At 67.6% G+C, this 23700-nt stretch carries 11 protein-coding genes and 1 pseudogene (1 of these 12 running past the window's edge); 6 read left to right on the plus strand and 6 right to left on the minus strand.

The genetic code is table 11. The annotated features are described in order from the left end of the window. The 3 genes from D5S19_RS12720 to D5S19_RS12730 form a co-directional block, all read left to right on the plus strand. Positions 1-14963, plus strand: partial view of a scabin-related ADP-ribosyltransferase gene (locus D5S19_RS12720; protein ID WP_147397378.1) — the final stretch only. 62260 nt of this gene lie to the left of the window's left edge; 14963 of the gene's 77223 nt are visible here — the last part of the coding sequence; the start codon falls outside the window, past its left edge; its stop codon occupies positions 14961-14963. Positions 14964-14989: 26 nt separating this feature from the next. Continuing rightward, positions 14990-15874: a type VII secretion system-associated protein gene (locus D5S19_RS12725; RefSeq protein WP_325050263.1), complete on the plus strand. Its 885-nt coding sequence runs from the start codon at positions 14990-14992 to the stop codon at positions 15872-15874. Positions 15875-16069: 195 nt separating this feature from the next. After that, positions 16070-16591, plus strand: coding sequence for a type VII secretion system-associated protein (locus D5S19_RS12730; RefSeq protein ID WP_120023562.1), 522 nt, complete (start codon positions 16070-16072; stop codon positions 16589-16591). Between the two features lie 385 nt (positions 16592-16976). Here the strand turns inward: D5S19_RS12730 and D5S19_RS12740 are convergent, their stop codons facing one another. Beyond that, a complete protein-coding gene (locus D5S19_RS12740) occupies positions 16977-17441 on the minus strand; it encodes a prevent-host-death protein (protein WP_120023564.1) in 465 nt (154 codons plus the stop codon). 152 nt (positions 17442-17593) lie between these two features. Then, on the minus strand, positions 17594-18739 hold the full coding sequence (gene dusB, locus D5S19_RS12745) for a tRNA dihydrouridine synthase DusB (RefSeq protein WP_120023565.1): 1146 nt from the start codon (positions 18737-18739) through the stop codon (positions 17594-17596). 105 nt (positions 18740-18844) lie between these two features. On the opposite strand from dusB, the gene D5S19_RS12750 reads away from it, so the two are divergent. Together D5S19_RS12750 and D5S19_RS12755 are read left to right on the plus strand one after the other, a co-directional pair. Further along, positions 18845-19141 carry a hypothetical protein gene (locus D5S19_RS12750; protein WP_120023566.1) on the plus strand — a complete coding sequence of 99 codons (297 nt, stop codon included), beginning with the start codon at positions 18845-18847 and terminating at the stop codon, positions 19139-19141. Continuing rightward, positions 19138-19446 (plus strand): hypothetical protein, encoded by a 309-nt coding sequence (locus tag D5S19_RS12755; protein ID WP_120023567.1) that lies wholly within the window; start codon positions 19138-19140, stop codon positions 19444-19446. Before D5S19_RS12750 ends, D5S19_RS12755 begins: the two co-directional genes overlap by 4 nt. 18 nt (positions 19447-19464) lie before the next feature. Here the strand turns inward: D5S19_RS12755 and D5S19_RS33085 are convergent. The 3 genes and pseudogenes from D5S19_RS33085 to D5S19_RS12770 all read right to left on the minus strand — a co-directional run. Further along, positions 19465-19598 (minus strand): annotated as a pseudogene (locus D5S19_RS33085) (tRNA dihydrouridine synthase DusB); the annotation flags it as partial. 148 nt (positions 19599-19746) lie between these two features. Continuing rightward, positions 19747-19875 (minus strand): hypothetical protein, encoded by a 129-nt coding sequence (locus D5S19_RS33560; protein ID WP_267901105.1) that lies wholly within the window; start codon positions 19873-19875, stop codon positions 19747-19749. A 200-nt stretch (positions 19876-20075) separates the two neighbouring features. After that, positions 20076-20564 carry an Lrp/AsnC family transcriptional regulator gene (locus D5S19_RS12770; protein WP_120023569.1) on the minus strand — a complete coding sequence of 163 codons (489 nt, stop codon included), beginning with the start codon at positions 20562-20564 and terminating at the stop codon, positions 20076-20078. Positions 20565-20763: 199 nt separating this feature from the next. On the opposite strand from D5S19_RS12770, the gene D5S19_RS12775 reads away from it, so the two are divergent. Then, positions 20764-22290: an APC family permease gene (locus D5S19_RS12775; protein WP_120023570.1), complete on the plus strand. Its 1527-nt coding sequence runs from the start codon at positions 20764-20766 to the stop codon at positions 22288-22290. Here D5S19_RS12775 and lysA read toward each other — a convergent pair. Continuing rightward, positions 22287-23624 carry a diaminopimelate decarboxylase gene (lysA, locus tag D5S19_RS12780; protein ID WP_120023571.1) on the minus strand — a complete coding sequence of 446 codons (1338 nt, stop codon included), beginning with the start codon at positions 23622-23624 and terminating at the stop codon, positions 22287-22289. The genes D5S19_RS12775 and lysA overlap by 4 nt on opposite strands. Between the last annotated feature and the right edge of the window lie 76 nt (positions 23625-23700).

The following is a 23700-nucleotide window of genomic DNA, read 5'->3' on the forward strand; positions in this document are numbered from 1 at the left end:
CTGATGATCCGCTGCGGCATGGAGATTTCTTGGTGCTGGACGGACGCCAGGCGGCCATGATCACCTTTGTCAGCGATGCTTATCGCGGGTCGAACTACTCGCCTGATGCCCCGATCCTGATCACCGAGTGCTTGGTGAGCGGCCCGGTGCCAGGGCGGGACGACACGCCGGCCGGCGACTACCTGCTGCAGTGGCGAACGCTCGTCGGCCGGCAGGTCGAGGGCGTCGCCGCGACGGACGAGGTGTGGCTTCCCCACGACGTCGGAACTCTCGGGGTGCGCGACGGCGGGTCCTTCGTCAGTGCTTTGCCGTCGGCCGGTACACCCGCGCGGAGGGTTCTCCTTGCCGATTTCGTGCCCAGCCGGATCGAGCCGCTGACGATCGGTTTCGCCCCGCGCAGTACGACGATTGCCGGCGACCAGGTGGGGCCGGTGCTGGAACTCGGCTGGCGTATTGCTCTGGCAGCAGCGGGACGTGGACTGTTCGGCGCGGACCAGCTCAAGATCCTGGTCATCGGTCGCGGTCGTGGCGGTCGGGTACAGCAGCGGGTCGACGCGGTGATGGCGTTGCTGGAGGACGCGGCGACCGAGGGCCTGGCACGGCTGGCTCGTGGCGCTCGGCCACAGCAACGTGCGTATGCGGTGGTGGGGCTGCTGGAGGACGCGGCGACCGGGGGCCTGGCACGGCGGGGTCGTGGCGTTCGGACACAGCAACGTGCGGTGGGGGCGTTGCTGGACTACGCGGTGATCGAGAGCCTGGCACGGCTGGGCCGCCTGGGGGAGGCTGTCCGGTTCGACGACCTCACTTCGCATCTGGAAACCCGCGAGGGCGCCGGTTCCGAGGTGACGATCGAGGTTGTGCTGCCCCCGTCCGCGCGAGTGGCCGAGGCGCGCGACGCGCTGGAGCGATTCCACCGCCTTGACGGACGCAGCAACGACGGTCCGGAAGTGACGCGCGCGCTCGAAACGGCGTTCGCCTGGCTCGCTCCCGACGCGTCCACTGCCTTGCCCGCGGACGACGAGACCGTGCCGGAATCCGGCGTCCGTTCCCGCAATGATTCGGGCGAGGACGCCGTCGGATTCGTGCAGTCCGGACTCCCCACCCGAATCCACACCGAGGGACAGCCCCAGCGGACGCACGCAGCGGACTCCACGCAGACACCAGAGCGTGGCGGGGAATCGCTGCGTTCTCACCTCGAAGCCGACGAGAACGGGTTCCCCACCGGAGGCGCCCAGCCATCAAGCCCCACCGCCGCCAGGGCGCCTTCGAGCCGGGCCACGCTGACTCCTGCCGAAGAAGTCGCGGCCCTGCTGGCGCCCGAGGAAGGGCTTGCCGCCGATTCCGACCGTAGCGTCGACAGTTCCAGCGACGAGGATTCGGTTTCGGATGCCGGGTCTGCCGTGGTCAGTGATTCCGCGCTGTACTCAGCGGTGGGTGGGGTGCGGCCGGCTGCCGGTGCCGCTTCCTCTGGCACGAGCAGCAGGCCGTCTTCGACGGTGGGTTCTGGTTCCGATGCGGGTCGGCCGGATCGTGCGCAGGTCGGCGCGGAGCTGAGCCGGTCGCGGACGGTTGATCCGGCTGATCCTTTGGCTGTGGAGGAGATCCGGTCGCTGGCCGAGACGTTGCGGTCGTCGGTCCGGTTCCAGCTTGAGGATGCGCTGGATGTGCCCGAGGTCGGGGTCACCGGTCCGCAGCCGGATGCGGACCGGGTGGCCGCCATGTTGCGGACCGAACTCGGCAATGACCCGGTGCTGCCGGCCATCACAGTGATCCCGGGCGGGCCGGGTCCGGTCGTGCTCGACGTGTCGGTGCCAGTGGTTCCGCGCAGTATGTCGGAGTTCGGTCCTGGTGCGAGTGTGTCGGGGGCGGTCGGTTTTGACTCCGGCACGGTTTCGGAACGGGACAGCTGGGCGCGGGTTATTGCTGCGCTGTCCCCGTCCAAGAAGTCGAAACAGCCGTTCTACGTTTTTGCGCGCGGTGACCGGGACGGGTTCTTGGTTGGTGGGGTTCGGGTCGATGCGGCGACGCTGGCTCGGCATGTCCGCAATTCACCGGCGTACCGCCAGCATGCGGCTGATGATCCCGAGGTGCCGGTTTACCTGGTTGCTGCGGATCCGGCGTATCCGGCTGAGTCGATCCGGGCCGACGAGGAGTTCTCGACCGAACTGCGGGCTGACGGGCCGTTCCGTTCGGTGTATGCGGCGACGGTTCCGCCGGAGTTCGACGCGTCGGGCCGGACCGCCCTGGCCAACCGTGACGCATTCTCGATGGTGGCCGAGGTCCGGCCGGACGACGTGAAGTGGGAGCGGCTGACTCAGGCGGACGGACGCCGGTTCGGCATGGGCTATGTTTCGCCGATTTTCATGCCGGACATGACAATCGGGCAATTCCGGAGCGGCGCGACGAAATACAGTTCGCGGTTTGTCTACCAGACCTATCGGGACAGTCAGGGCAAGGAACAGACACGGGAGGTGCTGACGCCCTACGCGGCGGAGCTGGACGGCAACCGGACCCCGCCGGTCGAGATCGTCCTGTCCGTCATTGCCGGCCGGGCCGTCCTTCGGCTGACGGATAATACGGAGTTGGGCTTCCTTCCGGCGAGGACGGGCGAGTTGATACTGGGGTCCTCGCTCTTCGTGATGCTCGCCACCGGTCCCGTTCGTCCGTCGCTGGCCCTGTTCAACCGGGACAACCGCACGCAGCCCGGTGCCTACAGCGACTTCAATGCCGATCTGCTGCGCCGGATAAACGAGCTGGACGGCCCGTGGCCCGCTTGGGACTATGCGGGCGATTCCACCTACCGGCGGAATTTGCCCGTTCGGGGAGTGCCCGAGGGCGCGGTGTTCCGGGAGAGCGCACCGTTGTTGATGGACGAGGTGGTGCACGTTTCGGCCGGCTCGGTGTTCGGCTTCCCGCTCTCTGGTGGTACGCGGAGTGTCGGGCAGCAGCGGGCGGTGCTGGAGGCGCTGGGTGCCTGGCTCGCGGCCAAGGCTGCGGCCGGTGAGCGGGTGCCGGTGGTCGTTGTGGTGGATTCCCCGGACGGGACCTTCGCCAGGGTTGAGGCGGACCGTAATGGTGTGGTGCTGGAGCGGGGCGGCCGGCAGCTTGGGCAGATGTTGTGGGATTTCCCGCCGTTCCGCAGGCAACTGGAGGCAGACCCGCGTCGGAGGGTGGTGCTGGTCGCGCGGAATGGTGCGGTCCGGGTGAATTTCGGTGGTCTTGGTTTCGATTTCGGTGGTGCGTTGCGTGCCAAGCGTTTCTATGGGGATGTTTTCTCGGTTTCCGGTGATGCTGCTGTCCGGCCGGACGGGATCGAGTTGTCCGATGGTGCGAAGTACGTGTCGGTATCGGTTTTGCGGGCAGGTGATCTGCGCTTCAGCGCGCTGTGGAACCGCGATGGTCTTTCTGTCGGGTTGCATTTGCGGAAGCCTGGGGACGACGTACAGCATGAGCGGGTCAAGGCGTGGGCCTGGCACGCGACCGCCGATCGGCTGCGGACACACCAGGTGCTCGTCGATGGGGTCGAGAGCACGGTGGATTCGACCTGGACTGTGCTTCCCTTCTTCATCCTGGGGAATGTGGGCGATCGCGGTTTCCTGGGCGAGCGGCTCGACGGTCGGCCGGTCAAGCCCCTCCAGCCGGCCCTCGGCCGGGTTTTGCGTGCTGAGGCAGTCGTTCGGGACGGCCTCGGCCAGAACGGCGGCTTCCGTCAGCGGGCACTTGTCTGGGGGTCGCTGAACGGTCGGCCGCTCGTTGATCGGGGTATTGTCGACAGTTTTGCCGCGGGTGGTTACCAGCGGGTGAATTACCTGGGCGCGGTCACGCTCGCCGACGATGGTGGAATCGCCGTCCAGGGCGCGGATTTCGCCGCCTCCATACCGAGGCCCCCCAAACCGGAAGACCACATTTCGCACGCCATCGCCAACCGGCGGATGGGTACTTTCGGGGCGTACTTTCCGCTGAACAACGCTGACGCGCATGACATGGAACGTGCTGCGTGGACCCGAAACGAGATCGGGCTGTACTACTTCTCTCAAGGAGTTTCCGGAACTACCGGGGGTCGCTGGCGCCGGGTGCGGTACGGTCCTTACCTCATGCCGTCGGCGTTGAGTGGAAATCCGATCTGGATGACCGACGGCCACGGTAATAACAAAGGTTTCCTTCGTGCGTTGAAGAGCGATCATCCGTTGCAATACGGGGATTCTCTCCTGCTGGACGGCAGGTCCGCGGCCCGGGTCGATTTCGCCGGCGAGGTCTATGGACGCGCGAATTACCGTCGCGACGCGCAGATCCTGCACGGTGAGTGCTCGGTGAGACGCCCCCTCCCGGAGACGGGGAACTCGCCCGCCGGTGACTACCTGCTGGAGTGGCGAACGCTCGTCGTGCGGCAGGTCGAGGGTATGGGCGCGACGAAACAGGTATCACCTACCCGCACCATCGGTGACCTCAGCGTGCTCGACGGCGGGTCCTTCGTCAGTGCTTCGCCGGACGCCGACACTTCCGCTCCGAACCTCCGGCTTGCCGATTTCGTGCCCAGCCGGATCGAACCGCTGACGATCGGGTTCGCCCCGAGCAGTACGGCGATCCTCGGTGACCAGGTGAAGTCGGTGCTGAAACTCGGCCGGCGCATCGCCCTGGCGGCTGCGGGGCGTGGCTGGTTCAAGGCCGACCAGCTGGAGATCACCGCCACCGGTAGCGGCCGCGGCGGGCAGGCGCAGCAACGGGTCGACGCGGTGGTGGAGCTGCTGGAGGAGGCGGTCAGCGAGGGCTTGACACGGCTGGGCCGGCTGCGGGCCGACGTCCTGGTCGATGACCTTATTCTGGATATCGAAACCCGTGGCGGTGCCGATTCCGAGGTGACGATCGAGGTCGTGCTGCCTCCGGACGAGTGGGTGGCCCGGGCGCGGGAGGCGGTGGAGCGATTCGACGGCTCCGAATTCGCCGAGGACGTCGTGGAAATCACGCGCGCGCTCGAAGCAGCGTTCGCCTGGCTTGCTCCGGGCACCACCGGCACGTTTGCCGGCCTGCCTGCGGACGTCGGGACCGAGACGGAATCCGATAGTGACTCCGGCAGCGACTCCGACGATGACAGCGACGCCCGGCTTTCGCCGGAGGCGGAGGAGATCGTTGGTTCGCCGGTCCGCAGCGCACCGCCGACGTTGGGCCGGTTCATCGATCCCGACGTGCCGGTCGGCGACAGCCAGGATGCCGTCCGTGAGCTGGAAAGGCTGTTCAGCCGGCTTGCGCCCGCGCGGCCGGACGAACCCGATACCGACGACACCGGCACCAACCCGGACGACAGCGACGACGACACCGACCCAGACGGCACCGGGATCGACAGCGGCCCCGATGACGACAGCGACCCGGACGACAACGGGCCGAACCGCCCCAGCAGCTCCGAAAACGCCGCACCCGAGGACAGCGCGGACGAGAAGTCCCCGGCCGGCTCGACACAGTCGCGCGCCCCGGTGGTCCGCAGCGTGCCGGTTTCGACACGTGCTGACGATTCGGCGAGCGGCGCCACCGTGAGCCCGGCACCCCCGTCACCGGCTATCACCGGGCCAGTACCCGCGGACCAGGTCGCGGCGGACGACATCGCGTGGCTGCCGCTGAAGAACGCGCACGGCAGGGAAAGCGTGCTGAGCCTGCCGATCGGAGACGACAGCGAGCAGCATCTCACCGGCGAAGTCGGCAAGTACACCGATCTCGGCGAGCGGCTGTATGCGGTGGAGTACACCGACGAAAACGGTGTGACCACGCATCGCGAGGTGGACGCCGGGTGGGCCGACGACCCCAACGTCGTGCGATTCATGTTCTCGGCAGCCGACGGGAAGTTCCAGGTTCCTCTCAACGACGGCCGCTACGCACTGCTCACGCCCCGGGAATTGGCCGACCGGTTCGTGGCCAGTCGGCAGGTGCAGCGGATGGTCGCCGGACCGGTCCGTCCGACTCTGGTCGTGGTCACCGACGATCTCCCGGCCGAGCTGGGCGACCCGTCGCCGAACGAGGAGTTCCGGGAGCGGTTGTTCGAACTGACCGGGTACTGGCGGTTCTTCCACTACGCCGGAAACATCAGCCACCACTCCTCCGGCGTGCTGTCGGTCAACACCGAGTTCACCGAAGGCCCGGCGCCCGCGCTCGCGAATGTCCGCAGCGCCTCGTGGGGGGCCGGCATCAGCTTCGCCCCCCTGATCCCGGCCGTCGTCGGGGGAGCGAACCCGATCGTCGTGGGGATGCAGGGCACCGATCGTTTCGCCACGCTCGAACTGGCCGATCGCCCGGTTGAGCTGGGCGGCGGACGCGTCGAGCTGTCCGGTGCGCTGGTAGGAGACCTGGCGTTGAGCGACCCCGGCTTTCTTGCGCTGCTCGCCCAACAGCCGGACCGGCCGGTCGTGCTGGACACGGACGTGGCCGAGGTGCTGGTCAACTACGGTGGGTTCGGGTTCGATTTCGCCGGTGCGTTGCGCGCGAAGGGATTCTTCAACGACGTTTACCTTCGCACGGCGGATGGCACGCTGACCCTGGTTTCGGTGTTGCGCGCGGGCGACCTGCGGACAGAGGTGATCAGGGACTCCCTCGGCATGCCGGTCGGGCTGTTCGTTCGCTACCCCGGCGACGAGGGCATGCTCAACCTGGTGCGGCAGTGGGCGCGCTCCGGCGGAGCCGGCGCCCAGGGGTTCACGGTTGGCGGGCGGTGGGCTTCGGTCACCTGGCCCGGCCGTCCGGTATGGCTCTTCGCTCGCCGCACTGCCACCGGGTATGAGGGCATTCGCGCTGATGGCGAGAGACTCGACCTGGTCTCGCCGGCCCTCTCTCAGGCGCTGCGCGATGAGCCGGTCGTCCGCGAGATCGCGGGCACTGCCGGCGTCGGCACCAGTGACGAGTCCACGTCGCGGCCATTCCTCTTCGCGAGCCTCGGCGGCCCGGTGATCGGGCTGGACGAGTTCGCCGCAGGGTTCGTGCCGGCGGGCTACTCGCGGGCGTTCTACGGTCCGCAGGGTGAGTTGGTTTTCGACCCCATGGGGCGGTTCGGGATGCACGGCGCCGTGGGCTTCGAGCGGATCGCCCCGGCCGTACCCGGGCCGGAGAACCTGGCCGATTACGACCGGGCGAACGGCAAGCTGGGCCTGCAGGGCCGTTTCTATCCCTCGAAAGCTTTCGACCGCGCGGATTTCAGCCTCGTCGCCGCGCGGGACGAGCCGATCAACAACCGGATCTACTTCTCCGCAAAGATCGATACTGCTCCGAACGGCGAGCGCAGAATCGTTGCCTTTGCTGCCTATCTTGCTCCGGTAAGCGGTGACAAGACGTGGACTGTCGACATGCATGGGGGCGCTCGTGGGTTCAGGTTCTCGATGGCCACGAATCGTCGAAACCGCCTAGGCGACAAAGTCTCGTTGCTCGGGCCACCGAGCGCTGCGGTGATTTACGGCAGCCAGGCGTTCCGTAATGCCCTGCCCGGCGGGGATGCCGAGCTGATTCTGCTCAGCTGCTCTTCGGATGCGGTCCCGGCCGACGGTCAGGAAAGCCCTGCATACCGGCTCCTGAATAGCCGGGACCGGGAAAGGATGCTGCGGAAGACCGTTGCCTTTACAGAAAAGTTCTCGCCGCCCCAACAAGGACGGCCAATCCGCCTCGTGGAGAATTGGGGTCACCTCCGCGAAGTACGTGCGCCGGGTGCACCGCAACCGGAACCGATTCCACTGAGCGACCTCGCCGCGAACCAGCTCCAGCCGACCTGGTTCGACGGTGGCGACGAGTCGAAGCTGCGGTCGACCGCCCGCAAGTTCGCGCGAGCGACCGCGTGGCGGCAGCGGCGCAACGTCGAGCTGCCGCAGGCCCGGAGTACCGGCTATGGCACCGACCAGGCGGTCGCCGAGAATGCGGCAGCCCGGACCGCGGCGATCTTCCGCGAGGAGTACGACCGCGAGGCGGCTCGTCTGGCGGAGTTGGGCCTGCCGGTGCCGCAGGACCCGGCGTTGACCATCGCCGCCGTGGTGGACCCGCGAGGCCGGGTCGCGGGTCTGGTGCAGACCAGCTTCGTCTGGCACGAGCTGGGGCAGGCCGCGCTGGATACGGGCGACGTCGAAGCGATCACCCGCGCGTTCGCCGCGCTCGAATCGGGGCCGGTTGGGTACGCGGCGAATACCGTCGCGCCCCAGGGCGGGCCGGTCGGTTTGTCGCCGCGTGGGGAATGGTCATCGGTGCATCAGGTCGGTCCGGATGTGTGGGTGATCTCCATGGCGAGCTTCCTGACAGAGGAGGGTGCACGCGATTTCATGCGGGTCTACCTTCCGCTGGTGCTGAAAGTGAACCCGAACCTGGACGACGATGCTTTCCTGGAAAACTGCGGAAACTGTGTGGTGGCGGTATACAACACCATTGTACAGGGCCGCGTTTTTGTCGCGAATCCGGATGATTTCGGCCGGTATGGGGAAGACCTGGAACGCGCATTCAGATCACAGTTCGTCCAGCGTGGTGGCTTCGACGAAATAACCCGGTTCTTGTTGACGGTACCGCCGGACACGCATGGCGTGCTGCACTACTTGACCTTGGCTGATCCCCTGGACAATTATTCCAAGGCGACGATTTCGCATTATGTGAACGTGTATCGGGATCCGGATGGTGTGGTCATCTTCATCGATGGCCAGACCGGGTTGCCCGCGTCCTTGCCGATGGAAACGAACAACTTCTGGTTGATGATGATCCCGCCGGCGAGGCCCGGTGACCCGCCGATCGCCTTCTTGGACGATGACGCGCTCAACGAGGTCAACGCGGTCCGCGATCCGTACCGGCTTGAGCAGGACGACGATGCGGAGCCGGCGCACGTCTCCGGCGAAAGCGGGAACGCCCGGGGTTCCGTCGCTCTCAACCCGGCGGCGCGACCGTTCCAGATCGGGGCGCCCGAAGCCGGGGGACCGGCAGGCCGAGCGCGGCCGAACGCGGCCCACGAGTCGGGAGCACCCGCCCGAGGGGGCGCTCGGCCCGGCCGGGGCCTAGGCGATATCGGTGCCCCGCCGACCGTCCCGTCCAGGCCGGACGGGCTGCTGAACCAGTTGTCCGACGAGGTCGCGCAGATCAACCGGCATCTCGCGGCGCTGCCTGCCGAGTCCCATCCCGAATTGCGCGCGCAGGGCCGGGGGTGGACCGACCTGCTGGACCAGCTGCGTTCGGCCGCGGCGCGGCACCCCGGGGTAGCGCTGCCGCTGCAGACCTACGCCGACCCCGCCGTGCCGGGGAGCACCCCGTTGCACCCGGCGCCGCTCCTGCGGCCGGGTGACGCCGTACCCGCGGAGCAGGTCGCCCCGCAGGACATCAGCTGGCTGCCGTTGACGAACGCGGACGGCTTGGAGACCGTGCTGACCGTGACCCCTGGCGGGGAGCATGCCGATTACGTTTCCAGTGAGGTCGAGCGGTACACCAAACTCAGCGAGCGGTTGTACGCGCTGGTGACCACGTCCGCCCATGGCGACGTCCAGCTCCGCGAGGTGACGGCCGAGTGGGCTGATGACGCCCGGCTGGTACGCCTGATGTTCGATCTGCACAACGGAGTCATCCCGGTGCCGTTGGCCGATGGCCGGCACACCTGGCCGACTCCGGCGCAGCTGGCCGAAAAGGTCGCCGTCAGTGCGATGTTCGGGCGGCTGACCGCCGGGCCGGTACGTCCGACCTTGCTGGTGATGTTCAACGACATGGCTGCCGGGCAGCCCGACCACCGGGTCGCCGAGGAGTTCCTGACGCGGTTGTTCGAGCTGACCGGACACTGGAATTCGTTCCACTACGTCGGAAAGATCGGCCATCGGATCAACGGCGTGGTACAGGTGGACCACGAGTTCGCCCGCGGCCCGGTAGCCAACCTGGCCGACGTCCGGCACACCGTGTTCAGCCGGGCGATCGCGTTCACCGAATGGCAGCCGGACTCCTTCGAGGTGGACGAGTCGTTCACCGTGGCGGTGCGGGCCCGGCCTCGTGGTGTGCTGATCACCCTGTCCAACGGCGCGGGTCTCGCGTTGAACGGCACCAGGCTGGGTGAGCTGGCGCTGCGCGATCCCGGGTTCCAGCGATCGCTGATCGAGGATCAGAACCTGCCGGTGGTGCTGGACACCGACTTGACGACGGTGCGGGTCGACTACGGCGGGGTGGGTTTCGACTTCGCGGGTGTGTTGCGCGCCAAGAGCTTCTTCAACGACGTCTACGTCAGGTCCGCGGACGGCACCCTGACCCTCGTTTCGGTCCCGCGCGCCGGAGACTTGCGTACGGTGATGGTCAGCGGCCCCGACGGCGGGCATGTCGGCGAGTTCGTGCGGTACCCGGGCGACGAACCGGTCCTCGCCGAGGTTCAGCGCTGGGCCACCGCCGGCGGGGCCACCGCCGACAGTTACTTCTTCCTGCGCGATGGAGTACAGCACCTGGTCGCGTTGCCGTGGCGGCGCGGCCCGGGGTTCCTGTTCGCCCGCCGCACTGCCACCGGCTACCTCGCGCTCCGCGCCGACGGCCGGGAACTCGACCTGGTTCCGGCCGAACTCCCCCGGTACCTGCGCGATGGGCCGGAACTTCGGGTGATGATGGGGAACACGGGCTCGGAAAGCGGGTTGGCGGATGCCGAGATGGCGTTCGTGCTGGCGAGCATCGGTGGCCCGGCGATCGGATTGCCGGAGTTCGCGGCCGGGTTCGCGCCCGCGGGTTACCTCCGGGCAGTCTACGGTGCGCTGGGCGAGCTGACCTTCGGTGCGGACGGCCTGCTCCGCATGCACGGGGACCGGCCGGTCTTCGAGCGGATCGCACCGGGCGCGCCCGACCCGGCGCGGGTGGCGAACTACGCGTATGCGAACGCGCTGCTCGGCATGCGTGGTGAATTCGTTCCCGCAGCTCAATTCGACCGCGCCTTCTTCGCACTGGCCGCCGCGCGGGAGGAACCACTGGACAACCGGATCTACTTCTCCTCCAGCGAAGTCCCGGACGGTCACGGTGGCAGCCGGACGGAACTCACCGCCTACCTCAGTCAGGCTTGGGCCGATGAGTCCCGCACCTGGTCCTTCCGCGCGCACGGCACGGTCGGGAAGGGATTCAAGTTCGCCATGGCGGCCGCCCGTCCGCACCACCTCGGTGATGTGGTCACGATCGGCGGTCCGCTCAGTGCCATGATCATCGGCAGCCAGGCGTTCCGCCGGGCATTCCCTTCCGGCGGCGCCGAATTGTGGTTAATCAGCTGCATGGCGGACGCAGATCCCGGAACAGCGGCGGGCAGTTCTGCTTATCAGATGCTGCGGCACTGGGATTCGCAAATGCCGCCGCGGCGAGTCATCGCCGCTGCCTCGATAGTGGCCAGCGACGGGTACGCAAGGCATCGCATGGTCAACGATGCCGATCATTTCCGCGAGGTTCGTGCGCCGGGCGAGCTGTCCGCGGAACCGATTCCGCTGAGCGACTTCGCGGCGAACGACATCCCGCCGACCTGGTACGACGGCTTTGACAAAACAGCCTTGGTCTCCTCCGCCCAGTCCGTCGCGAGGTCTGCGATGTGGCGGCTCCACCACAACGTCGCGCAGCCCGTGGTCAAGATCGTCGGGTACTACGCGGAACCGAACATGGCCCAGGTGATGGCGACCATGACGGCTTCCGACTTCACCGCCCATGCCACGCGACATCTGGGAGAGCTGGCGGCACTCGGCCTACCGGTGCCGCCGGGTATCCAGGTACGCACCACGGCCCGCGTTGATGCTCAGCTGGCCGGCGCCGAGGTGCGGGTCGAGCTGGTTCCGTACGAGCTGGGACTGGCGGCGCTGAGAACGAACGATCCGGGCATGGTCAAGAGGGCCTTCGTCGGGCTTTCTTCCCGCTCGGGCCACCAGCCGGCACCCGCCGGCCGGTCGCTGGCCCCGAGGCAGTTGCAGACCTTCGGCGGCGGTCCCGCCACCGCCGTCGCGGGGACCGCGGTACACGGCCCGTTCGGCGATCACGTGCACGCGGACGACAGCCGGTGGCTGACGCCGAAGAACGCCGAGGGCCGGGAGAACACGCTGAGCGTGGCCACCGACGGTGCCGAGCACAGCCGGCCGTGGTCGGAATCCCGCCTGCACGTCGAGGCCCAGGAAGTGAAGGGGAGCTTCGGCGACTACGAAACGCGGATCGCGGAGGAAATGCTCGACCGTGCCGCGCAGCCGTATCTCGCGGGCGGGCAGCAGCGCAACGGCGCACAGGAGAAGTTCTGGCAGTACTTCCCTGGTTCGGCCGCCCGGCACGAGGCGATGGCCGTGCTCGCCGACGTCGTGCGTCGTGTTCCGGAGTCGGCCGAGGCACTGGCCACGCGGATCGTGAGCGATCTGGATGCCGAAGCGGCGGGCCGCTACCGGAGCGGGCTGCCCGGGGGAACCGGCGGGCCTGATCGGCATGACGTGCGTGAGCTGGTCGAGTGGGCAGTCGCGGAAGGGGCGGACAGCGCGACTGCCGGACTGGCCATAGTGCGCAACGGCGGCCGCCGGGTCGGTACCAAAGAATTCCGCGCGGCATGGCGCGAATACAGTGGCGGCTCGGAAAGAATGGCAGTAGAGCGTTCCACGCACTCGGCCGAGCAGTTGCTCGCCATGGCCGACTGGGCACGCTCCACCGGGGTTGAAAAAGAGCAGGAAGCACTGCGGCTGGTCCTTGCCGAACGTGCTGGGGAAAATGCCCATATCACCGTGCCTGCCTGGGCTCAGGCGTGGGCGAAATCCGCGTCGGCGAGGTCTCGTCGCGGAGCGATTTCACCGGAGGAGATGCTCGTCTGGGTTGCGCGGGCGACGGCGGCTGGTAAGAACAGCGTTTTCAGGGTGTCCAAGTTCTTGCGGCGCAACGGCTACGCGGCGCCCCAGGAGTCGGTGAAGGAGGCTCTGGGCAACATCATCGAATGGGATTCCCGCAACCTCGGGGTGACTTCCTGTCAATGGGACGCGCTGCTCTCGCTTGAGTTGGACCGGGCCCATGTCGCACCTGGTGGCGACAGTCTCTTCGCGGCCGCGTTGATGGCGGTTCCGGCCTTGCGGCACCGTTTCGGCACAACGGCGGGCCTGCGGGCGGCGGTGGCCGACGACCTGGCCGGTCGGGAGACGGAGTTCCCCGGTCATTCGGGTGGCTACGCCGAGGCGGTCGACCAGATCCGCCGGATCGGCGACCGGCCGAAGTGGCTGGAGATCGGGGTGTTGCGGGCGATCGGGCGGATTGCCGAAGCCCGGCTGATCGTGATGGACGAGGCCGGTGTGGGACATGCGGTCGTGCCGGAGGTCCCCGCGGGAACCCCGGACGCGACGTTGCTTTACCGCGAGACAGACGGCGGGCACTACCTGGGCACGGTGCCGAAGGTGACGGCACAGCGGCCGTCTGAGCCTGCGGAAAGCAGTGCCGGGGCGAGGCGGCCGCACGACGACGACGGCGACGATCGCAGCGCGAAGCGGCACCAGACCACCGCGCCGTCCGAGGCGGCGCCGCCCTCGGCAGCTCCGGCCGCGGAGCCCGTTGCCGAGCAGGTTCCGTTGCTGCGAGAGGGTGAACCCGGGGTCCACCGGCGGCTGGTGGAGCAGGGGATTTCCGAGTTCTCCCGGGCGGGCGAGGAGCCCTCCGGTGATCTGCTGGTGCAGCGGGTGCTGCAGCACCACCGGATGGCGCCCATCCCGGAGCTGGACGACGCGGTGCCGTGGCGTGCCGCGGATGATCCGCTGCATCGGGTCTACCGGCTGCTGGCGGACGAGAACGGGAATGTCCATCCCGAGGTGGCGAGGCGGGCCGACGAGGTCAGGGTGAAAATGGTGGGGACCAAGAGCCTGCTGAAGAAGCTCGCGCGAGATCCGCGTGATGCCCGGCTGCCCGAAAGCTCCGCGCGGGACCTGCCCGCGGTGTGGCCGGTGCTGGAGGAACACGTGGCCGCCGAAGTACGGCGGGTGCTTCGGGGCGAGCGACTGTCCACTCCGGACGTTCGCACCGGAGAGGTGCGTGCCCATCACGTTCGCTGGTTCGAGCATGCCGTGGTGGGGCAGCAGGGATTGTTCCTGGCCAAGCCGCCTGCCGAGCAGCCCCGCCGCGAGCGGCCGTCGTTGCTGAACGGGCGGATTCTGCGGCCGTTGTACATGGGCGCGGTGCTGGAGGGCGAAGCGGCCGAGAAGGAATGGGCGGAGCGGCATCCGGAATTCCCGGGTTACGCGATGGATCTTTACCCGGCCGAGGACGACGACGGAAAGAAGGCGACGGCCAAGAACAAGCCGCGGCCGTTCTTCACGATGGCTGCCGAAGGCGCGGCCAGCTCCAGCGCGTTCGCCAACACCGCGTTGACCGACCCCACCGAACTCCCGGTGCGGTTGCGGCGTTCGGACGACAGCCGGCTGGAGATCGACCAATCCGCCGTCAACGCGCGGTTCGTCAATTTCGAGGTCCGGGTCCCGGTGCCCGGCGGCAGCGTGCGGCGGCTGCGGATCGCCGCCTTGGTGGCGTTCGAGAACGCTTTCGACCCGGAGATCAACCCGCACGGGCTGGTCATCGCGGACTACAGCGACAAGTACGTCAGCAGGTTCGACAACGACGACGCGCGGATCAAGCCGGAGCCGGCCGAGAACGTGCCGGCCGAGGATGACCTGCCGGTGCACCGGATGCTCGCGTTGCTGCCGGTGAACTGGCGGAAGTTCCGGGAAGCGGAGAGGCTCACCGACGGCACCGTGGAGCGTTTGCGGAGCGAGGCCGGTGAGCTGGTGAGCGAGTTCCTGGCCGTGCCCGCGGCCGGGGACGGCCGATCGCGGCAGCAGGACGCCTTCGACCTGGTAGTGGACCAGGTCGCGGTGCGGCTGTGGCAGCTATCGCTTTCGGACACGCCGGCGGCCACGGCACGGGAGCTGGCCGCCGGATTGGCCGGGACACTGGCCGGACGGGTCCGCGCCGCCGGCCTGGCCGTGACACTGGGCGCGTTTCCTGCCCCGATGACTCCGCGGCAAAGCGACTGAAAGAGTAAGGCACCATCATGGACATCATGACTGAAACGACTGAGAACGCCGGACCCATGGAGAACTGGTTCCTGCTGATGGATCCGGAGTGGAGCCCCTCGTCCGAGAACGAGGCGCCGCCGATCGAGGCCATCGTCGGCCTGTGGCCGGTGGAGGAAGGGAAACTCGGCAAGTTCCGGGCGAACCCGGAGTACCTGCCGGCCGACGAGAACTCGCCGTCGGACCCGGTGGACGCGGTGCTGCGCCTGGTCCTGCAGGGCCGTGCCGAAGCCGAGCACATTCAGCTGATGCTGCGTGATTCCCTGTTCGACATCGCGATGAACGGGGATGGCCGCCCGCTGGTCACCAAGTCCCCCGACGACATCCCGTGTGTCGTGGTGGCCACCGGCGAACAGCACCGCAGGCGCATCAACTCGCCCGACTGGCGCCGCATCGACCTGGACGAGCTGGTCGTGCTCCTGGCCGACGGCGTGGACGTCCTGTTCAACCCGGGCGGCCCGGCCTCGGTCCGCCTCACCGGCGACTTCATGCGCGAAACCCTGATGATGGACGACGAGGAGGTGGCCGAGCTTTACCAGAACCACCAGGATGCGACCGGCCTGAAGATCATCCCGTGGGATGGCACCGGACCCGATGACGGTGACGATGCCGGAGCCGATGATCGTGACGCCGGTGAGGTTGCCGCGGATGCTGCTGGGGATGGCGCCGCCGAGCCCGATTCGGCTGGCACCGACTCCGGCGCACCCGCGGCTCCCGCTCCGAGCGGGGTATCCGCCACCGGCGGGATCTCGGTGTCGAGCGAAGCCCCCGTTCCCGGCGGGAAACCAGACCCCGGCCCGACCCCCGCGCCCGCCTCCGGCGAGACGCCCGCCTCCGGCGGACCAGCCACCCCCGACGAGCCGAATCAGTGACCTCTTCGCCTGTCCACCCCCGGCGATCCAGCGCTCGGTTTCCCGGGTCTCGGCTCTCCGCCACCCCGCTGCCAGGTGCCCTGTTGCCCGGCGCCCTGTTGCCAGGTGCCCGGCTCACGGGTACCCCGGCGCTTGATGCCTGTCGGCGCTCGGCGAGCAGCACCCCGCCGGTCCCGGCCCGAAACGGAGCTCACCATGGCCGATGACCAGTGGTTGCTGCTCGTCGACCCCGCCTGGCAGCCTTCTTCGACGGTCGACGGTGCCGAGGTGGCGGCCCCACCCCCCGAGGCAGTGGTCGGCGGCTGGCTCGCCCGCGAGGACGGGTCGGTCGGCCACTTCAAGGCGAACCCGTCCTACGAGCCGGCCGGCCCGGACTCCCCGACCGACCCACTCGACGCGGTCCTCCGCCTGATCACCCGCGGCGAGGCCGACTTCGACCAGCTCGCGTCGGTGTTCCGCGAAACAACGTTCGCCCTCGCGCTGGACAATGCCGGGGAACCGCTCGTCGCCCCGTCACCGGACAACATTCCGTGTCTGCTCGTGACCACGGCCTTCGCCCATCGCCGCCGGGTGCGTGCCGCGGACTGGCAGATGACCTCGCCGGCCGACCTCGTTGCCCTCCTCGGTCAGTACAACGGCACAGACCTGCTGCTCAACCCGGGTGCACTGGGTTGTCTCCGCCTGCTGTCCCACACCGCCCGGGAGTTCATCGCCTGATCCATCCCCCTTGAGAGCCGCGATCCTTCCTGCACAGGCGGACACCCGGCAGGGTCGATTCCCACCGGCTACCTGCCCGGCCAGGTTTCCCACAAGGCCTGTGGATAACTTCCGTCAAGCTGGGGACAGCTCAGCCTCTGCCCAGGCCAGACGCTTGGGGACAACCACTCGCAAGTGGCTGCTTCACCCACCCGAGTGCATGTCTTCGGCGTCGTGGACAGGGAAATGAGGGTCAGGAAGTCCCACGTCTCGGTCATGGCGTTGCGGATGGTGGCGACGAGGTCCCTCCACCCCTTCCGCGCGTCGGCGGTGGCAAAGCGGATCTCGTACTCGATCTTCTTCAGAGGACGAGGGACCAGCTCGCCCTTCTTCGCGGCCGCCACGATCAGGGTCGCTCCACGGTCTCGGCGGCATCGTCTTCGAGCCACTCGACGTCAGCGCCGCCAAGCCCCGCAGCGACCGCCGTGGCCGTCTCCTTCCAGGACGTCAGCTCGGCGATCGCGAGGTGTGGCTGGTCGGTGGAGAACGAGGCGCGCGCCGCGTCGACGAGATCCTGCGCGCAGGACTCCCGGTCCGCGGGCGACAGCGCGAGCATCCAGGGGAAAGCCTTGGACATGCGCTCGGCGAGCGAGCCACGGTCATCGAGGGTGACGGTGATGAGCTGTGCGGCGAAATCCAGCAGCCGGGCGCGACCATCGGCCTCGCGCTGCGACATGAGCACAAGTGCCTCGCCGTCGCGGCGTGTCACCGTGACGGGGTGGTCCTCGGCCTCGGCGAAGACGTCGGCCGAGTGCTTGCTCAGGTCCGAGGAGCGCCGCGTCCGTGCAGGGAGGTCAGCTGCGATGGCCATACACCCACTCTATTCGGAACGTATTCGGAAGTCCAGCGAGGAGTGAGGAGCACCCGCGCACTTGACCGCTGTCACTGTTGCTCCTGCACTACCCGCACGATGCCGACCGTGCTTGCGCAATGTCGGCGGGCTAGGTCGGTTTGCGAGTGGGTTCAGCCGCCGGAGTGCATGTCTTCGGCTTCGGGAACGCAGTCGTCGTCGGGGTCGTCGAGCCAGCCGTGCGGCAGGGTCACCTTGCCCGGCGAACCCTGTCGCCCGCGCGGCCCGGTCGCCGCCTCGGGGAAGGGGGCGTCATGGTCGAGCTGGGCGATGAGTTCGTCCAGCCGATCGAGGCTCGACACCATGGCGAATCCGCGCCGCAGCTCGGAGCCGACGGGGAAACCCATCAGGTACCAGGCCATGTGCTTACGGATGTCGCGCATGGCTTTGTCGTGGCCGTCGTGCTCGACAAGAAGCTCGGTGTGGCGACGGAGTACGCGGGCGACCTCGCCGAGGTTCGGCGGGGTCGGGATTTCGCGTCCTTGGAAGGCGGCTTCGAGTTCGCCGAACAGCCACGGGCGGCCGAGGCAGCCGCGGCCGACGACCACGCCGTCGCAACCGGTTTCGGCGACCATGCGCAGGGCGTCGTCGGCGGTGAAGATGTCGCCGTTGCCGAGCACCGGAATGCTGGTCACGGCCTCCTTGAGGGCGGCGATCTTGGTCCAGTCGGCCTGGCCCGAGTAGCGCTGCGCGGCAGTACGCGCGTGCAGGCTGACGGCGGCGGCGCCCTCGGCCTCGGCGATCCGCCCGGCGTCGAGGAACGTCGGGTGCTCGTCGTCGATACCGACCCGGAACTTCACCGTGAACGGGACGCCCGCCTCGCCCGCCGCCTTCGCCGATTCACGCACGATGTCCGCGAACAGCCGCCGCTTGAACGGCAACGCCGCGCCACCGCCCTTGCGCGTCACCTTCGCGACCGGACAGCCGAAGTTCGAGTCGATGTGGTCGGCGAGTCCTTCGCCGGCGATGATGCGGACGGCTTCGGCCATGGTCTTGGGGTCGACCCCGTAGAGCTGCATGGACCTGGGTTTTTCGTGCTCGCCGAAGGTCATCATGTGCATGGTGCCCGGGTGCCGTTCGACGACGGCGCGGGCGGTGATCATTTCGCACACGTAGATGCCTGCACCGTACTCGGCGCACAGCTGCCGGAAGGCGACGTTGGTGATCCCGGCCATCGGAGCGAGCACGACTGGGGGATCGACCTGGTAGGGGCCGATCTTCAGGGCGGGCTTGGGCAGGGTGGCGGTCACGTCCTCCATTGTCGCTGGTGACGCGAGGCTCGTGCACCCGGGCGGGGTGGGTATTGCCCACTTGCCCACTTGCTCATACTCTGTAGCTACATGGTTTGACTGAAGGGAGGCGACATGACGACCTTGGAGGGTTTCAGCCCAGTTGCCGAGGTGACCGCTGACGAGCGCGCCAGGGTTGCGGTCGGCAAGGCCGGCGCGCGCAAGAACGACCGTTACGCCGTGTCAATGAACGCTGATGGCGCCATCCTGCTCGTCCCCCTGGCCAGCATTCCCAAGCGCGAGCTGCTCGTCTGGGAAAACGACGAGTTGCGGGCCTCGCTGTTCCGCGGTCTCGCCGACGCTGCTGAAGGCAACGCGCGTCCCTTGGACTGGGTAACCGCAGACGATGACGAGGATGACGACGACGCGTGAGCGCTCCACCGTTCGTGCTGCTTTACACCCGTGAGGCCGAGAAGGTCATCCTGGATCTTGGGGCGAAGCAGCAGTATGCGACAAAGCTGAAGAAGGTGCGAAAGGCTCTTCGCCTGCTGGAGCAGACTGGTCCGAGACATCCCGGCCTGCAGTCGCACGAGTATCAATCGGTGCCTGGGCCAGGTGGCGTCACGCTGTGGGAGTCCTATGTGGACAACAGGACGCCCTCAGCGTGGCGCATGTGGTGGATCTACGGTCCTGACGATGGTCAGCTCACGATCGTCACGATTGGTCCGCATCCTTAATTGTCGTTGTGTTGACTTTGGGTATCCGAAGTTCGAGTCGATGTGGTCGGCGAGTCCTTCGCCGACGATGATGCGGACGGCTTCGGCCGTTGCATGGACCTGGGCTTTTCGTGGGCGGCGAAGGTCATCATGTGCATGGTGACGGGGTGTCGCAGGGTGTCGGCAAAGTTGGTCGGGGACCCGGCAGTGGGCGATGCGGAGGTGTGTGCGACCACCTCGTAGGGTGCGCCGGACCGGTTTCGGGTCTGTGAAGGGTCCCTTCACAGACTCAGAGTCCGTGAAGGGACCCTTCACGGACCTCTACACCGACTTTGCCGGAACCCTGGCGGGGTGTCGTTCGACGACGGCGCGGGCGGTGATCATTTCGCAGACGTAGATGCCTTCGTCGCTGCGTAGCTCTTCGATGATCTCGGTGAGGTCGCTCGTCATCACTGCGACGTCCTTGTACCGAAGAGCCTGGGTGGACCGGCCCGGCTTCACGAACTCGAATCAGCCAGAATTTCCCGTCCCGCGTCACATCGGCGTGGTGGGGCTTCATTTCTTCCACCATCCTTTGCTCAGGACGTACTCCGGACACGGGCAGGGCGGCGGCCACGACCCAAGCCGATCGTGGCCCACCCGCCCCCGGTTCACACCATCAGCTTCCCCCGCACGAAATCCTGCTTGGCCAGTCCCAAGTACACGAACAACTCCGTCGAAGCGACTCCCGGCACCGTGCGGATCTCGTCGGCCAGCACGGCCAGCAGGTGGTCGTCGTCGCGGCAGAGGAGTTCGGCGAGCAGGTCGAAGCGGCCCGAGCAGAGGGCCACCTGGTGCACGTGCGGGATCTTCGCGAGTTGCCGGGCGGTCTCGCGCGGGTCGCCGTCGATGGTGATGCCGACCATGGCCTGGCGGGTCCGGTCGAGGCGTTCCGGGGCGGTCACCGCGACGATGCGCACCATGTCGTCGCGCATCAGGCGTTGCACGCGCTGGCGGACGGCGCCCTCGGACAGGCCCACGGACTTCGCCAGCGTGGTGAACGAAGCGCGGCCGTCGTCCTGGAGCAGGGCGATCAGCCTTCGGTCGGTGTTGTCCAGCGCTCTCGGTACGCGAGGCTCCTCGGCAGTTACGTTACCCATGCCGTCCCTCCCTGTGTTTCGGCATGTGATGATCACAGCGCGCAGCGTATCCGCCATGGCCTTCGAACAGGAGGCCTTTTCCGAATTCGCCCGGCGAGGCGGCGGATGTGCGGCGGGGCACAACGGGTGCCGTAGCGGCAGGGGAACGGGTACCGTCTGGCGGCCCTGGAAAGCCCCCACGTCCGAGGAGAACCGGGTAATGACCGAAGCCGCAGTACTCCCGGTGCCGGCCAAGGGACTGCGGTCCCACGCGCTGGGCATGGTCTCGTCCACCGTCATCGGGATGTCCTCGACCGCCCCGGCCTACTCCATCGCCGCGACGCTCGGATTCGTCGTGCTCGCCGGGACCGGGTTCAAGGCGGCCGCATTCATCCTGTTCGCGTTCATCCCGGTGCTGTTCGTCGCGCTCGCGTTCCGGGAGCTCAATGCCGCCGAACCCGACTGTGGCACGAATTTCACCTGGGCCACGCGCGCGTTCGGCAGCCGCGCGGGCTGGCTGACCGGCTGGGTGGTGACGGTGGCCCAGCTGCTGGTGATGAGCAGCCAGTCAGCGCTGACCGGCAAGTACACGCTGTTGCTGTTCGGGCTGTCCGATCTTGCCGACAACCGTGCGGTGACTACGGCGATCGGGTGCGGTTGGTTGCTCCTGCTGTGCTGGCTGTGTTATCGCGGCATCGAGGTGTCCGCGCGTACGCAGTGGATCCTGCTCAGCATCGAGCTGATCGTGCTGGTGATCTTCTCCATTGTCGCCCTGACGCGCGTGTACGAGGGCAGCGCCGGACCGCAGGCCAGCGTCCCGCAGTGGAGCTGGCTGTGGCCCAGCGACGTCGGCTTCGGCACCGCTGTGTCGGCTGTCCTGCTGGCAGTCTTCATCTACTGGGGCTGGGAGAGTTCGCTTTCAGTGAACGAGGAATCGGCCGACCCGCGGCATGCACCGGGCCGGGCCGCGGTCCTCTCGACGGTGCTGCTGGTGCTCAACTACCTCTTGGTGACGGTGGCGGCGCTGGCTTTCGCAGGGGTTGGTGAGGAGGGCATCGGCCTCGGCAACGAAGCGAACGCCGAAGACGTGCTTGCGGGTCTTGGCGGTGCAGTCTTCGGTACGTCCGGTTCCGGCAAGGTCATGGGCGTGCTGCTCATCATCTCGGTGCTTACGAGCGGCGCTGCCACGAGCCAGGCGACGATCATGCCTGCTGCGCGCACCACGCTGTCGATGGCGAGCCACGGTGCGCTGCCGAAGGTGTTCGCTCGCGTACACCCGAAGTACCAGACGCCGTGGGTGTCGACCTGGGCGTTCGGGCTTGTCTCGCTCGGGCTGTACGTGCTGCTGGCGGCGTTGAGCAGGAACATCCTGTTGGACTCTGTCGACGCAGTCGGTCTCACTATCGCCATCGAGTACACGATGACGGCTCTCGCGTGTGCATGGGTGTTCCGGCGGACTCTGTTCACCAGTGTGCGCAACTTCTTCCTACGCGGGTTGCTGCCGTTTCTCGGTGGGGTGTTCTTCCTGGCGGTACTGGTGTTCGCCGTCATCGAGTACGCGAAGCCGGACGCAGGGGAGACCACGTTCTTCGGCATCGGTGGGGTGGCGGTGATCGGCGTGGTGTCGATCCTCGTCGGGATACCGCTGATGTTCGCCGTACAGCGTGCCTGCCGGGACTTCTTCGCGGGCCGCCGGCTGCGGCGAGGCTCGGTCGCGCGCCATGGCGAGGTGATCGAGTCCGCTTAGCAGCGGCGTAGCAAGTCTTCCTCGGTTTCGCGGGGTACGAGGAGCGTCGCGTTGCCCTCGCGGACGCTGACGAGGGGCGGGCGGCCGACGAGGTTGTAGTTGGACGCGAGTGCGTGGTGGTACGCACCAGTGCACGGTACGGCGATCAGGTCACCGGCGTGAATGTCGTCGGGGAGACGGATGCCAGCTGCCAGTACATCGCCGGACTCGCAGTGTCGGCCGACGATTGTCATCGGTGTACGCGCGGCCTTTGTACGTCGTCCGACGAGCCTTGCGGTGTACTGGGCGCCGTACAGCGAGGGCCGTGCGTTGTCGCTCATGCCGCCGTCGACAGCGACGAAGGTGCGCGTGCCGCGTTTTACCGCGCACACGCGATAGACCGTAATTCCAGCTGCGCCGACGATTGCACGGCCAGGCTCGATCGTTAAGCGTGGCAAGGGGAAGTCGTGCGACGAGCATTCGTACGCGAGTGCGACGCGAAGCCGTTGGGCGTACCCGTCGAGATCAAAAGAGGCGTCGCTGTTGACGTACGGCACTGCGTGACCGCCGCCGAGGTCAAGTTCGCCCAGCGTAACCCCGTGGGTCTCACGGACGTGTACGAGCACTTCGATCATCCGTCGAGCAGCTTCCTCGTATCGGTCCACACGGGACACTTGCGAGCCGATGTGACAGTGCATCCCCACGAGACGCAGGCTTGGTTGCGCAAGCACCGCGGCCACAGCGCGGTCGACGTTGTCGCGTACGTCGCTTCGCAGAGAAAAGCCGAACTTCTGACCTTCGGTACCCGTGGTGATCGCTTCGTGGGTTTCGCCGCTGACGCCGGGCGTCACGCGGATAAGCACACGTTGTGCGTTGTGCGCGACGGAACCAAGCTGTTCGATTTCGTCGAGTGAGTCGAGCACAATCCGGCCGACGCCGTACTCCAGGGCCGCTTTGACGTCTTCGGGTGTCTTCGCGTTGCCGTGCAGCAGAATGCGCTCCGCAGGAAAACCGACTGCGCGCGCCACGGCGATCTCACCCGCGGAGCAGGTGTCGAGTGAGAGACCTTCTTCGGCAATCCAGCGCAGCACAGCGCGCGTACAGAGCGACTTGCTCGCGAAGGCGACTTCGGCCTCCGGAAGTGCATGACGGTAAGCGCGTGCCGCGTCGCGCACCTGTGCTTCGTCGATGAGGTACGCGGGTGTGCCGAACCGCGCGGCCAGATGGCTGACCGGAGCACCGGCGAAAAGCAGCTCGCCACCTTCGCCGAGCTGGGTGCGCTGTGGCCAGAGCCCCGGTTCGAGCTGGTCGGCGGCCTCACAGCCGAGGCTGGGGAGCAGTTCGCTGAGCGTCACGGTTACCTCCGTGCGATGCGGTCGGGGGTGGACTTCCCCAGCTGACTGCGCCGCCGCCCCGCGCGCCTCACCCGCC

Origin of the sequence: Amycolatopsis panacis, from assembly GCF_003600245.1 — a bacterium.
Taxonomy (GTDB): domain Bacteria; phylum Actinomycetota; class Actinomycetes; order Mycobacteriales; family Pseudonocardiaceae; genus Amycolatopsis; species Amycolatopsis sulphurea.

Excerpts from the sequence above, each read along its gene's own strand:
- D5S19_RS12740 (WP_120023564.1), bottom strand. The coding sequence starts at position 17,441 with ATGGCCATCGCAGCTGACCTCCCTGCACGGACGCGGCGCTCCTCGGAC.
- D5S19_RS12730 (WP_120023562.1), top strand. The coding sequence starts at position 16,070 with ATGGCCGATGACCAGTGGTTGCTGCTCGTCGACCCCGCCTGGCAGCCT.
- D5S19_RS12725 (WP_325050263.1), top strand. The coding sequence starts at position 14,990 with ATGACTGAAACGACTGAGAACGCCGGACCCATGGAGAACTGGTTCCTG.
- D5S19_RS12770 (WP_120023569.1), bottom strand. The coding sequence starts at position 20,564 with ATGGGTAACGTAACTGCCGAGGAGCCTCGCGTACCGAGAGCGCTGGAC.
- D5S19_RS12750 (WP_120023566.1), top strand. The coding sequence starts at position 18,845 with ATGACGACCTTGGAGGGTTTCAGCCCAGTTGCCGAGGTGACCGCTGAC.
- D5S19_RS33560 (WP_267901105.1), bottom strand. The coding sequence starts at position 19,875 with ATGACGAGCGACCTCACCGAGATCATCGAAGAGCTACGCAGCGACGAA.
- D5S19_RS12775 (WP_120023570.1), top strand. The coding sequence starts at position 20,764 with ATGACCGAAGCCGCAGTACTCCCGGTGCCGGCCAAGGGACTGCGGTCC.
- dusB (WP_120023565.1), bottom strand. The coding sequence starts at position 18,739 with ATGGAGGACGTGACCGCCACCCTGCCCAAGCCCGCCCTGAAGATCGGC.